This is a genomic window from Pseudomonas sp. WS 5412, assembly GCF_012985615.1.
Classification (GTDB): domain Bacteria; phylum Pseudomonadota; class Gammaproteobacteria; order Pseudomonadales; family Pseudomonadaceae; genus Aquipseudomonas; species Aquipseudomonas shahriarae.
The window spans coordinates 221,392-233,757 of record NZ_JAARMB010000003.1 but is presented as its reverse complement, the minus strand read 5'-3'; the positions used below and the strand labels follow the sequence as shown (position 1 = coordinate 233,757).

Here is a 12,366-nt window from a genome sequence, read left to right as displayed (position 1 = left end):
GCGGCGTTGAGCCTTATATAGACTGTGCCCCGGCTCACACACCTGAGCCTATTTGATCCTTCATGACCGCTGGCCGCGGCATGATTTAGCCAGGCGCCCAACCGTGCGTCCTGGCCTGTTCTGAGGAGTACGCATGGCTGTCTACAACTACGACGTGGTGGTACTGGGTTCCGGCCCAGCTGGAGAAGGTGCGGCGATGAACGCCGCCAAAGCAGGACGCAAGGTGGCGATGGTCGATAGCCGTCGTCAGGTCGGCGGTAACTGCACCCACCTGGGCACCATCCCGTCCAAGGCCTTGCGTCACTCGGTGCGCCAGATCATGCAGTTCAACACCAACCCGATGTTCCGGGCCATTGGTGAGCCGCGCTGGTTCTCGTTCCCGGATGTACTGAAAAGCGCCGAGAAAGTCATTTCCAAACAAGTCGCCTCGCGTACCGGCTACTACGCCCGTAACCGCGTCGACCTGTTCTTCGGCACCGGCAGCTTCGCCGACGAGCAAACCGTCGAAGTGGTCTGCGCCAATGGCGTGGTCGAGAAGCTGGTGGCCAAGCACATCATCATCGCCACCGGTTCGCGTCCGTATCGCCCGGCCGATATCGACTTCCACCACCCGCGTATCTACGATAGCGACACGATCCTCAGCCTGGGCCACACCCCGCGCAAACTGATCATCTACGGCGCCGGCGTGATCGGCTGTGAATACGCCTCGATCTTCAGCGGCCTGGGTGTGCTGGTGGAGCTGGTGGACAACCGTGACCAGTTGCTGAGCTTCCTCGACTCGGAAATTTCCCAGGCGTTGAGCTATCACTTCAGCAACAACAACATCACCGTGCGCCACAACGAGGAATACGACCGCGTTGAAGGCCTGGACAACGGTGTGATCCTGCACCTCAAGTCCGGCAAGAAGATCAAGGCCGATGCCTTGCTCTGGTGCAACGGCCGTACGGGCAACACCGACAAGCTGGGCATGGAAAACATCGGGGTCAAGGTCAACAGCCGTGGCCAGATCGAGGTGGATGAGAACTACCGCACCTGCGTCACCAATATCTATGGTGCCGGCGATGTGATCGGCTGGCCGAGCCTGGCCAGTGCCGCCCACGACCAGGGCCGTTCGGCGGCTGGCAGCATTGTCGACAACGGTAGCTGGCGCTATGTCAACGATGTGCCGACCGGGATCTACACCATTCCCGAGATCAGCTCCATCGGCAAGAACGAGCACGAGCTGACCAAGGCCAAGGTGCCTTACGAAGTGGGCAAGGCGTTCTTCAAGAGCATGGCGCGTGCGCAGATCGCCGGCGAGCCGCAAGGCATGCTGAAGATCCTGTTCCACCGCGAGACCCTGGAAGTGCTCGGCGTGCATTGCTTCGGCTACCAGGCCTCGGAGATCGTGCACATCGGCCAGGCGATCATGAGCCAGCCGGGTGATCTCAATACCCTTAAGTATTTTGTGAACACCACGTTCAACTACCCGACCATGGCTGAAGCCTATCGGGTAGCGGCCTACGACGGCCTCAACCGGCTTTTTTGAGCGGCTCCGGCCGGTGGCCTGAGCCGGCCGGGGAGACCGATTTCAGTAATTCCCGAGAGTGGCAGTGGCCAAACCGGGAAAGTCTGTAATCAGGCTATCTACGCCGAAGTCGGCGAGCCTGCGCATCAGCGCGGGTTCGTTGACTGTCCACACGGACACGTGCAAGCCCTGGCGCTGGGCTTTTTCCAGTCGCTCGGGAGTGCACAACGTCCAGTTCAACGCCAAATACTCACAGCCATAGTTCTGCGCGACCTTCAGCGGGTCGAGCCAGGCGTATTCGGCCACCAGTCCACGGGACAGGTCCGGCGTCAGCTCCAGGGCGGCTTTCAACACTTCCCGCGAGCTTGAAGTCACGGTGACCTTGTCCAGCAGGCCAAAGTGCTGGGCCATTTCCCGGATCGCCAGCACGGTGGTCGCGGCGCGGGTGCGCGAGGCGCTTTTGACTTCCAGTTGCCAGTGGTCGAAGTCGCACTGCTCAAACAGTTCTTCCAGGCGCGGGATCGGGCAAGGGGTGACCCAGCCTGGGCCGCCTTTGCGTGCGTCCATCTTCACCAGGTCGGCGGCGACGTATTCCACCACCTTGCCGCGTCGGTCTGCGGTGCGCTTCAAGGTCGGGTCGTGGATCACCATCAACTCGCCGTCCATGGACAGGTGCAAGTCCAGTTCGCAACGGCGCACGCCGTGCTTGAGGCATTGCTGGAAGCTGGTCAGGGTGTTTTCCGGTGCTTCGCCTTTAGCGCCGCGGTGGCCATAAATCAGGGTCACAGTTGCTCCTTTTCGCCAGGTGTCTGGCTGGATAAATACGAAATCAGGTGTCTTGGCCGTCGCTTTGTTCCCGGGCCAGGCGCCGTTCCTGGGCCTGTTTTTGCAAAATATAGCGAGCCAGCAACTGGCGCTGGGCGTCAGTCATGGATTCGAATTCGGTACCGATGTCAAAACTGTCGCCCTTGGGATCGCAATGGGTGACCTTGGCCCGCAGCAGCAGGCCCAGCGCCTGGGGCATCAGCACCAGCTTGACCGCCAGGTGGCTGCCGGGCGCGAGTGCCGTGGGGTGTTGGAAGTCGATGCCACCTTCGGAAATGATCACCGGCTGCGGCGCGCCGATCTCGCCCAGCAGGCTTTGCGCCATGACCTGGCTGAGCAAATCCATGCGTTTGTTCTGCACTTTGAGGAAGGCGGCGAGGGTGCGGTCGCGCTCGCCGAGCTGGCGCAGCAGGTGTTGGGACTCGAATTCGCTCAGGTGCAGTTCACTGAGCAGGTTGAACAGCGGGGAATCATCCAGCAACACTTCCTTGCTCGCCGCTTGCGGGGCCGACAGGCTTTTGATTTGGAGTGCGATCGTGTCGTCGATACGGTAGTATTCGCGGCGATCTTCTTCATCTAATGTCGTCATGGCGAACCCCAGGTAACGGTAATGGTCTGAGTGTAAAGCTGCTTACCAGACCCCGCCACCGGGACGTCTTCTTTTCCTCCGAACAAGCCCCGACATGTTCAGACCTCTCTTCGTATTTATCGGCACGCGTTATACCCGTGCAAAGCGTCGCAATCATTTTGTGTCGTTCATTTCCCTGACCTCCATGATCGGACTCGCTCTGGGCGTCGTCGTAATGATCGTGGTGCTATCGGTGATGAATGGCTTCGATCATGAGATGCGCACCCGCGTGCTGGGCATGGTGCCCCACGCGACCATCGAGTCCGGCGAGCCCCTGGGCGACTGGCAAGGCCTGGCCGACAAGGTCAAGCAGAACCCCAAGGTGCTGGCCGTCGCGCCATTTACCCAGATGCAGGGGCTGTTGACCAACAATGGCAAGGTGCAGAAAGTCCTGCTCAATGCCATCGACCCGGCACAGGAGCGCAAGGTCTCGATCATTGATCAGTTCATGCAGCAGGGCCAGCTCGATGCCCTGTCGCCTGGCAGCTTCGGCATCGTGATCGGCGACCGTGCGGCGGCGAAGCTCGGCGTGGCCATTGGCGACAAGCTGACCTTCGTCGCCCCGGAAGTCACCGTGACCCCGGCGGGCATGTTCCCGCGCATGAAGCGCTTTACCGTGGTTGGCATCTTTCATGTCGGTGCCGGCGAAATCGACGGCTTCCTCGGCCTGACCAACCTTACCGACCTGGCCCGCCTGCATCGCTGGAAGCCGGACCAGGTGCAGGGCTTGCGCCTGAAGTTCAACGACCTGTTCGAGGCGCCACGCGGGGCCTGGGAAATCGCCCAGCACCTGGGTGAAAGCCAGTACTACGCCCGTGACTGGACCCGTACCCACGGCAACCTGTACCAGGCGATCCGCATGGAAAAGGCCATGATTGGCCTATTGCTGTTGCTGATTGTCGCGGTGGCCGCCTTCAACATCATCTCCACCCTGGTGATGGTGGTGAACGACAAGAAGGGCGACATCGCCATCCTGCGCACCCTGGGCGCCACGCCGGGACAGATCATGGCGATCTTTATGGTCCAGGGCACGGTGATCGGCGTGGTCGGTACCTTGATCGGTACGGCCGTGGGGATCTTCGCCGCGCTGAACGTCAGTGCTGCCATCGCCGGCGTCGAAACCCTGATCGGCCACAAGTTTCTCAACGCCGACGTCTACTTCATCGACTATTTGCCATCCCAGGTGCAGAGTCAGGATGTGTTGATGGTCGGCGGCGCCGCGTTGGTCCTGAGTTTCCTTGCCACCCTATATCCAGCCTGGCGCGCGGCACGTACCCAGCCGGCGCAGGCTTTACGCTATGAGTGAATCGGGCATGAGTGAAAAAGCAATCCTGAGCTGCCGCAACCTGGGCAAATCCTACGAGGAAGGCCCGGAATCGGTAGTGGTGCTGTCCAACCTGCAACTGGAACTGCATCCGGGCGAGCGTGTGGCGATCGTCGGCAGTTCCGGCTCCGGCAAAAGTACCTTGCTCAACCTGTTGGGCGGCCTTGATACGCCGTCCCAGGGCAGCGTGTGGCTGGCCGGTGAAGAACTCTCGGCGTTGAACGAGAAGGCCCGTGGCCAGTTGCGCAACCGCTCCCTGGGCTTTGTGTACCAGTTCCACCACTTGCTGCCAGAGTTCACGGCCCTGGAAAACGTGTGCATGCCGCTGTTGATCGGCAAGACCGCGATCCCGGAGGCGCGTCAGCGTGCTACGGCGCTGCTGGAGCGCGTCGGCCTGGGGCATCGCCTGGAGCATAAGCCGGCAGAGCTGTCTGGCGGCGAGCGCCAGCGTGTGGCGATTGCCCGTGCCCTGGTGAACAACCCAGGCCTGGTGATGCTCGATGAGCCGACCGGCAACCTCGATTCCCACACTGCCCAGGGCATAAAGGACTTGATGCTGGAGCTGAGCACCCAGATGCGCACCGCGTTCCTGGTGGTGACCCATGACATGAGCATGGCCCGGCAGATGGACCGTGTGTTGCACCTGCAGGAAGGTCATCTGGTCGCCATCTGACCTGTTTCAGCCCGGGCATTCGTGTCTGGGTTTTCTATTTTTTCAACGGTGCCCGCGAATGTTCAGACCGTTATCGATTTTTATCGGCACGCGCTATACCCGCGCCAAGCGCCGCAACCGTTTTGTCTCGTTTATCTCGATGACCTCGATGATCGGCCTCGCCCTGGGCGTGCTGGCGATGATCGTGGTGTTGTCGGTGATGAATGGCTTCCAGCGGGAAATGAGCTCGCGCATTCTGGGCATGGTGCCGCATGCCACCATCGTCGGCGTCAACCCGATCAGCGACTGGCAGCCCGTGGCCGCCGCCGCTCTGAAAAACCCCGAAGTGACCGCCGCCGTGCCGTTTACCGAGATGGAAGGCATGCTGTCCTATAAGGGCTCGATGCAGCCGATCCAGATCAGCGGGATCGACCCGGCCCAGGAAGGCAAGGTGTCGATCGTCACCCAGCATATCGTCCAGGGCAATCTGGAAAACCTGCAGCCGGGTGAGTTCGGCGTGGTGATCGGTGAAATCACTGCGCGCCGTTTCCGCTTGAATGTGGGGGACAAGCTGACCTTGATCGTCCCGGAAATCAGCACTGCGCCCGGCGGCATCACCCCGCGTATGCAGCGTTTGAACGTGGTGGGGGTGTTCAAGGTGGGTGCCGAGCTGGATGGCTCGATGGCGCTGATCCACGTCGCCGATGCCGCGCAAATGCTGCATTGGCAGCCGAACCAGGTGCAAAGCGTGCGCCTGGCGGTCAAAGATCTGTACGCGGCGCCGAAAGTGTCGGCGGACATTGCCGGCAGCCTGGGCGCCGCCTACAAGGCCGATGACTGGACCCACACCCAGGGCAGCCTGTTCAGTGCAATGAAGATGGAAAAGACCATGATCGGCCTGCTATTGCTGATGATCGTCGCCGTCGCCGCGTTCAATATCATCGCCACGCTGATCATGGTGGTGAACGACAAGGGCGCGGACATCGCGATCCTGCGCACCATCGGCGCCACGCCACGGCAGATCATGGCGATCTTCATGGTCCAGGGCACGGTGATCGGTATCGTCGGCACCCTGATTGGCGGCGTGCTGGGAGTGATTGCCGCGCTCAACGTCAGTGAGCTGGTGGGCTGGATGGAGCGCGTGACCGGGCAGCATATCTTCAGTTCGGACGTGTACTTTGTCAGCAACCTGCCTTCGGAGCTGCAAGGTGGCGATGTGTTGCTGATTTGCAGCGCGGGGTTTGTGTTGAGCTTTCTGGCGACGATCTACCCGGCGTATCGGGCGGCGAAGATTGAGCCGGCGCATGCCCTGAGATATTCGTAGGTCTTGAGATCGCTATCGCAGGCAAGCCAGCTCCCACATTTGACGGTGTTCGCAAATCAACATGTGGGAGCGGGCTTGCCCGCGATGAGGCCCGCCCAGCTTGCCTCAAACCCCCTGCGGCAGCTCAATCACAAACCGCGTCCACCCCGGTTGTGACTCACAGAAAATCCTCCCCCCGTGTGCCTGCACAATCGACTGGGTAATCGCCAACCCTAGCCCAGCATGCTCACTGCTGCCTTCATGGCGTGCCGGATCCACGCGGTAGAACCGGTCAAACAGCTTGGGCAGTAATCCCTGGGGAATCCCGGTGCCGGTGTTTTCCACGCTCAGCGTCACTGCCTGGGCGTTTTCGCTGATCCTCACCCGTACTTCGCCTCCCGGCGGGGTAAAGCGCACAGCGTTGTCCAATAGATTGGAACAAGCACGGCGCAGCATGCTGCGGTCACCGACGGTACTGGCGCTGCCGTCGCGCAGCAGGTTGACCTGGGCGTCCTCGGCCAACGGCGCGAAGAACTCCAGCAAGGCATCCACCTCGTCGGCCAGGGCCAGGGGCTCGCGCCTGGGGTTCAGCAAGCCGTGATCGGCCTTGGCCAGGTACAGCATGTCATTGACCAGTTGGGCCATCCATTGCAGCTCTTCCAGATTGCTGTGCAGCGCTTCGCGGTAGTCCTCCAGCGGCCGGGGCTGGGTGAGGATCACCTGGGTCTGGGTCAGCAGATTGGATAGCGGCGTGCGCAGCTCGTGGGCGATATCGGCAGAGAACGCCGACAGCCGCTGGAACGCGTCGTCGAGGCGGCTGAACATGGCGTTGAAGGCCTGGGCCAGTTCCGCCAGTTCGGCGGGCATCTGTTCTTCGGGCAGGCGCTGGGTCAGGGAGTGGGCGCGCACGCGGCTGGCCACTTCAGTCATTCGCCGCAACGGACGCAACCCGCTGCGTGCGGCCCAGGCGCCGAGAAGCGCGGTGGCCAGGGCGGACAGGCCGACCGTCAGCCAGATCAGGTGCTGCATGCGCTGCAGGAAGTGTTGGTGATGGGTAATGTCCAGCATCAGGACCAACTGCGCGGAGCCGGGCTGCTCGGGATTCAACGGCGCGTTGTACACCCGGTAGCTGGTGCCGGCGCTTTGCAGGCTGTGCAGGCCGGGCGCGGTAGGCAGGTCATTGGGGATGCGCAGCGCGCTGTCAAACCAGCGCTGGCCGTCGGCGGCATTGATGCGTACCGACAGGTCGGGTTGATGGCTCAGCTCGTCTTTCAATGCGGCGATGCGTGGGGCGAACAGCGCCGGGGTGTCGGCGCCTTGCAGGGCGCTGCGCAGGGTCATCAGCTTGCTGTCGAGCAATTGCTGGTCCAGCTCGATGAAGTGTTTCTCGCTGGCCTGGTTGAACAACACGCCCGCCAGCAGCGAGACCACGGCGGTGCAGCCGGCAAACAACAGGGCCAGGCGGCTGGCCAGGGACAGGCGCTTGATCAACTGAACCGCTCCTCCAGCACATAGCCCATGCCGCGCACTGTGTGGATCAGCTTGTTGGGAAAGCTGTCATCTATCTTCAGGCGCAGGCGGCGGATAGCTACTTCGATGATATTGGTGTCGCTGTCGAAGTTCATGTCCCAAACCTGGGAGGCAATCAGCGACTTGGGCAGCACTTCGCCCTGGCGGCGCAGGAGCAGCTCCAGCAGGGCGAACTCCTTGGCGGTCAGGTCGATGCGCTGGCCGCTGCGATCTACGCGGCGGCGGATCAGGTCCAGGCGCAGGTCGGCCAGGTGCAGGCCGGTTTCCTGGGGGGTGCTGCTGCCTCGGCGCAACAGGCTGCGCACCCGGGCCAACAGCTCGGAGAACGCGAATGGCTTGACCAGATAGTCGTCGGCCCCCAGCTCGAGGCCGTGGACCCGATCTTCGACCGCATCCCGCGCAGTCAGGAATAACACCGGAATCTCCAGGCCGGCGCTGCGCACCGCCTGCAGGATCTGCCAGCCGGTGCGGCCAGGGAGCATCACGTCGAGGATCAGCAAATCGTAGTCGCCCGTCAGCGCCAGGTGCTGGCCGGTGGTGCCGTCGGCCACCAGTTCGGTATTGAACCCGGCTTCGGCCAGGCCCTGGCGCAGGTAGTGGCCGGTTTTGGGTTGGTCTTCGACGATCAGCAGTTTCATAGGCAACTCATGGCAACGGGTAGCAGCAGGCTTTATACCGTGTGCGCCGTGGTGCTGGCGCAACCTGACAAAGTTGTAATCTAACAGTCAGCTGGCTGGCAGCGACGCATTATTAGAGTGTCCCACAAGCGGATCCCGTACCTTTGGAGAATGAACATGTTATCGCGCAAAGCCTGGTGGTTGGTGGGTTGTCTGATGATGCTGAGCGCTGCGGCGCTGGCCGATGGTGCGCACACTTTCGCCTTTGGCGAGGCTGCCCCGGCGACCAAGGCCACGCGGACTGTAGAAGTGCTGCTGCAGGATATTTCCTTTGCTCCTACATCCCTGGATGTAAAAGCCGGCGAGACGGTGCGCTTTGTGCTGGTCAACAAGGGCCAGTTGCTGCATGAGTTCAACCTGGGGGACGCGGCCATGCATGCCGATCACCAGAAGGAAATGCTCAAAATGCAGGCCAGCGGCATGTTGACCACCACCGGCATGGGCCAGATGGATCACGCGGCAATGGGTCATGGTGACATGGGCAGCATGAAGCATGACGATCCCAACAGCGTGCTGGTGGAGCCGGGCAAGACCGCCGAATTGACCTGGACCTTCAGCAAGGCTGGGGCCCTGGAGTTTGCCTGCAACCTCCCTGGGCATTACCAGGCGGGGATGGTCGGCAAGCTGAACGTCAGCCAGTAAACCTCGGGCTCAAAGGCGGGTGCAAAGGCTGGTAGACTGGCGGGGTTTATTTAGCCAGGTTTCCGCCATGCATCCCGCAGCCGAACATTCGCCGCTGGGCAAGTCCAGTGAATACATCTCCACTTACACCCCTTCATTGCTGTTTCCCATTCCTCGCGCCGCCAAATGGGCCGAGCTGGGCCTCACCGCCGAGACGCTGCCCTACAAGGGCGTGGACTTCTGGAACTGCTTTGAATTGTCCTGGCTGCTACCGTCTGGCAAGCCGGTGGTGGCCATCGGTGAGTTCAGCATCCCGGCCGACTCGCCGAACATCATCGAATCGAAATCCTTCAAGCTCTACCTCAACTCGCTGAACCAGACGCCGTTTGCCGATGGGCCAAGCCTTGAGGCGACCCTGCGTGCCGATCTGAGCGCGGCGGCCGGCAAACCGGTGGGCGTGCGCATCCGTAGCCTGGCCGAAGTGGAAGACGAAGGCGTGGTGCGCCTGCCGGGCGTGTGCATTGATGACTTGGATATCAGTGTCAGCAACTACGAGCATCCGCGCCCGGAACTGCTGCGCTGTGATGATTCCCGTGTGGTGGAGGAGAGCGTGCACAGCCATCTGCTCAAATCCAACTGCCCGGTGACCAGTCAGCCGGACTGGGGCAGCGTTGCGGTGGAATATCGCGGCGCGGCGCTGGACCATGCGAGCCTGCTGGCCTACCTGGTGAGCTTCCGCCAGCACTCGGACTTTCATGAGCAGTGCGTGGAGCGGATCTTTCTCGACCTGCAGCGGTTGCTCAAGCCTGAGAAGTTGACGGTTTATGCGCGGTATGTGCGACGGGGTGGGTTGGATATCAACCCGTATCGCAGCACTGAGGATGTACAGTTCCAGAACCTGCGCCTGGCCCGACAGTAAGCTTCACACCCAGCAAATGTGGGAGCGGGCTTGCTCGCGATAGCGGTGTTTCAGTCAATATCTTCGGTGACTGACACTCCGTTATCGCGAGCAAGCCCGCTCCCACATTGGGTTTTGTACCTGGCTCGGGTTGGGATTAAATCCCCATATTGCCCAAGGCCACTACAATATTGCGCAATGTCCCGGCAATGCCCGGATGGTCCAATTCGAAACGTTCGACTGCCAGGTTCACATCATCGGAGATGCTCGGCGGCTGGGTCGCAGGTTCCAGTTCCAGTTGCACTTCAAATTTGGCAATCAATGCTTCCAGCGCTTCGCGTTTTTCCAGCGGCAGAGGCGGCTCCTGGTTCAATTGCTCGCGCAGGATGTTGACCTGTTCTTGCAGTTTTTCGCGGGCAGGCATGGCGTTCTTCCTTTTATCAATAGGCACTGGCATAGACCGCGGCACGCCGAGAAAGGTCTACGGTATGACCTGTAGATTAATCCACTGGCGGCGACTGTGCATGATCTTGATCAGGGCTTCTCGCCTTTGAGCCGGCGCAGGCTTATGTCCGCCAGGCAGGTGCCCAGCTCACCCAGATGATCAATCACCGAGTGCACGCCGAGGCCGTACAGCGCGACGGTAGCTTTGGCGCGTTTGTGTTCGCGCGCCTGTTCGCTCAGGGCTTGCCATTGGCTGGGGGGCAGCCCGCACAGTGAGCCGCAGGACGCCAGGCCAATGGTCCAGAGCCCAGCGTTGAGCCCTGCTTGCAGCAGCCGCGGCTCGCCGCTGACCAGTACGCAGCCATCCAAGTGCTGGATGTTCAGGTCCATCAAGGCTTGCCAGCAAGCATGGGGTGCCGGCCAGGGTGCGGTCGCAGGGCGGGTGCCTTGGATCCAGTCCGGCAGGGCTGCGGCCAACGGCGTGGTGACGGTGGGGGGCAGCTCATCCAGCCAGGCGCAGGGGGTGCCTTGACTGTTGAGCCATTGCAGGATGTTCAGGGCGCCAGGGGTGGCCAGGGCTTCGCCGGTGGGGATGGTGTCGGCGTGGGCCATGGAACCGAAGTCCACCAGGCAGCCACTGAGGCCAAAGAGTACGGCGGTCAAGGACGGGGCGTTGTCTGCAGCGATCTGGGGGTGGGGCATTGGGACGTCCCTGAAAATAGCTGTGACGCTATCGGAAGCCCATGACAAGCAGATGACACCTGATCTTGGATGTAGGAGTTTTGTATATTTGCTGAATGACAATTCCGTCAAGCTGCCTAATCTTACACTTCCGTCATATACTGCCGTCTTATTCAGGGCATAGCGCCCATGACAGATCATTCAAGGAGTTCAAGCTATGCGCTGGAGCCAGTGTCTTGCTCAACTATCGGTATGTGCCAGTGTGTTGCTGGTGCCTTTCGCCGCCCAGGCTGCGGAAGACGATCCATGGGAAAGCATCAACCGCCCGATTTTCACCTTCAACGACACCGTTGATACCTACGCCCTCAAGCCATTGGCCCAAGGCTATCAGTTCATTACCCCGCAATTTGTCGAAGACGGTATCCACAACTTCTTCCGCAACATTGGTGATGTGGGCAACCTGGCCAACAATGTGCTGCAACTCAAGCCATATCAGGCGGGTGTCGATACCGCGCGTTTGCTGGTCAACACCACGTTTGGCGTGCTCGGCGTCATCGACGTAGGCACCAAAATGGGGCTGCAACGCAGCGACGAAGACTTCGGCCAGACCCTCGGCTACTGGGGCGTGGGGAGCGGTCCGTACGTGATGCTGCCGCTGTTGGGCCCAAGCACCTTGCGTGATGCGCCGTCCAAGTACGTCGACAGCTACACCGAACCGTACCGCTACATGAGCGATATCCCTACACGCAACAGCGCCATGGGCCTGGATATCGTCGATACCCGTGCGAGTCTGCTGTCGGCTGAAAAGCTGATCAATGGCGACAAATACACCTTTATCCGCAATGCCTACCTGCAGAACCGTGAGTTCAAGGTCAAAGATGGCAAGGTAGTGGATGACTTTTAAGGTTAACCCTTGAATGGAAAAGGCGGCCTTCGAGGCCGCCTTTTTTGTGTGCATTAATTTCAGTACATCTTGAGGATTTTCAGGCCCAGGTGTTGGTCGTCACCTTCTTTTCTGGCCCAGACCACCTCGGTGTCCGCCTCCAGGCCTTTAAGCGCGGCGTGCTCTGAGTCAATACGCACCTTCAGTTGGTCGCCCACGTTGAACGGGTGCTGGGCCTGAACCTGCATGCCAGAGCTGGAGAGGTCCAGGCAGACGCCGGCAATCTCTTGCCCGGCATGGATCAACGACACGCCGGCATCCACACGCATGCGGATGAAATCGCGCTTTTCTGCATAGTCACGTTCATTTGCGCTCATAGCTTTCATCCTTCCA

Annotated in this window: 14 protein-coding genes; 7 read left to right on the top strand and 7 right to left on the bottom strand. The window is 60.8% G+C overall.

The features are described from left to right. Nucleotides 1-133 precede the first annotated feature (133 nt). Nucleotides 134-1,528, top strand: a complete 1,395-nt coding sequence (gene sthA, locus HBR94_RS06145; protein ID WP_057438530.1) for a Si-specific NAD(P)(+) transhydrogenase — start codon at nt 134-136, stop codon at nt 1,526-1,528. 42 nt (nt 1,529-1,570) lie between these two features. Here the strand turns inward: sthA and HBR94_RS06140 are convergent, their stop codons facing one another. Next, nucleotides 1,571-2,293, bottom strand: a complete 723-nt coding sequence (locus HBR94_RS06140) for a glycerophosphodiester phosphodiesterase (protein WP_170044383.1) — start codon at nt 2,291-2,293, stop codon at nt 1,571-1,573. A gap of 43 nt (nt 2,294-2,336) precedes the next feature. Then, a complete protein-coding gene (locus HBR94_RS06135; RefSeq protein WP_170044382.1) occupies nt 2,337-2,921 on the bottom strand; it encodes a PilZ domain-containing protein in 585 nt (194 codons plus the stop codon). A 94-nt stretch (nt 2,922-3,015) separates the two neighbouring features. Between HBR94_RS06135 and HBR94_RS06130 the strand changes: the two genes are divergently transcribed. The 3 genes from HBR94_RS06130 to HBR94_RS06120 are packed head-to-tail and all read left to right on the top strand — an operon-like array spanning nt 3,016 to nt 6,260. Then, nucleotides 3,016-4,266: a lipoprotein-releasing ABC transporter permease subunit gene (locus HBR94_RS06130; protein WP_057438533.1), complete on the top strand. Its 1,251-nt coding sequence runs from the start codon at nt 3,016-3,018 to the stop codon at nt 4,264-4,266. 7 nt (nt 4,267-4,273) lie between these two features. Further along, nucleotides 4,274-4,957 carry a lipoprotein-releasing ABC transporter ATP-binding protein LolD gene (gene lolD / locus HBR94_RS06125; protein WP_019818240.1) on the top strand — a complete coding sequence of 228 codons (684 nt, stop codon included), beginning with the start codon at nt 4,274-4,276 and terminating at the stop codon, nt 4,955-4,957. Between the two features lie 58 nt (nt 4,958-5,015). Then, on the top strand, nt 5,016-6,260 hold the full coding sequence (locus HBR94_RS06120; protein WP_057438534.1) for a lipoprotein-releasing ABC transporter permease subunit: 1,245 nt from the start codon (nt 5,016-5,018) through the stop codon (nt 6,258-6,260). 105 nt (nt 6,261-6,365) lie between these two features. On the opposite strand, the gene HBR94_RS06115 is transcribed toward HBR94_RS06120, so the two are convergent. Both HBR94_RS06115 and HBR94_RS06110 read right to left on the bottom strand, forming a co-directional pair. Then, a complete protein-coding gene (locus HBR94_RS06115; RefSeq protein WP_120733791.1) occupies nt 6,366-7,730 on the bottom strand; it encodes a heavy metal sensor histidine kinase in 1,365 nt (454 codons plus the stop codon). Then, a complete protein-coding gene (locus HBR94_RS06110) occupies nt 7,727-8,407 on the bottom strand; it encodes a heavy metal response regulator transcription factor (protein ID WP_169960497.1) in 681 nt (226 codons plus the stop codon). The genes HBR94_RS06115 and HBR94_RS06110 overlap by 4 nt, the downstream gene beginning before the upstream one ends. 156 nt (nt 8,408-8,563) lie before the next feature. On the opposite strand from HBR94_RS06110, the gene HBR94_RS06105 reads away from it, so the two are divergent. Then, nucleotides 8,564-9,088 carry a cupredoxin family protein gene (locus HBR94_RS06105; protein WP_057438536.1) on the top strand — a complete coding sequence of 175 codons (525 nt, stop codon included), beginning with the start codon at nt 8,564-8,566 and terminating at the stop codon, nt 9,086-9,088. A 67-nt stretch (nt 9,089-9,155) separates the two neighbouring features. Then, nucleotides 9,156-9,986, top strand: coding sequence for an NADPH-dependent 7-cyano-7-deazaguanine reductase QueF (gene queF, locus HBR94_RS06100; protein ID WP_057438537.1), 831 nt, complete (start codon nt 9,156-9,158; stop codon nt 9,984-9,986). Nucleotides 9,987-10,122: 136 nt separating this feature from the next. On the opposite strand, the gene HBR94_RS06095 is transcribed toward queF, so the two are convergent. Continuing rightward, nucleotides 10,123-10,389 carry a DUF4404 family protein gene (locus tag HBR94_RS06095; RefSeq protein WP_057438538.1) on the bottom strand — a complete coding sequence of 89 codons (267 nt, stop codon included), beginning with the start codon at nt 10,387-10,389 and terminating at the stop codon, nt 10,123-10,125. Between the two features lie 110 nt (nt 10,390-10,499). Continuing rightward, a complete protein-coding gene (locus tag HBR94_RS06090; RefSeq protein ID WP_057438539.1) occupies nt 10,500-11,111 on the bottom strand; it encodes a hypothetical protein in 612 nt (203 codons plus the stop codon). A gap of 196 nt (nt 11,112-11,307) precedes the next feature. On the opposite strand from HBR94_RS06090, the gene HBR94_RS06085 reads away from it, so the two are divergent. Further along, a complete protein-coding gene (locus HBR94_RS06085) occupies nt 11,308-11,994 on the top strand; it encodes a VacJ family lipoprotein (protein WP_057438540.1) in 687 nt (228 codons plus the stop codon). Nucleotides 11,995-12,053: 59 nt separating this feature from the next. Here the strand turns inward: HBR94_RS06085 and HBR94_RS06080 are convergent, their stop codons facing one another. Continuing rightward, nucleotides 12,054-12,350 (bottom strand): PilZ domain-containing protein, encoded by a 297-nt coding sequence (locus HBR94_RS06080; RefSeq protein ID WP_032863288.1) that lies wholly within the window; start codon nt 12,348-12,350, stop codon nt 12,054-12,056. Nucleotides 12,351-12,366 lie beyond the last annotated feature (16 nt).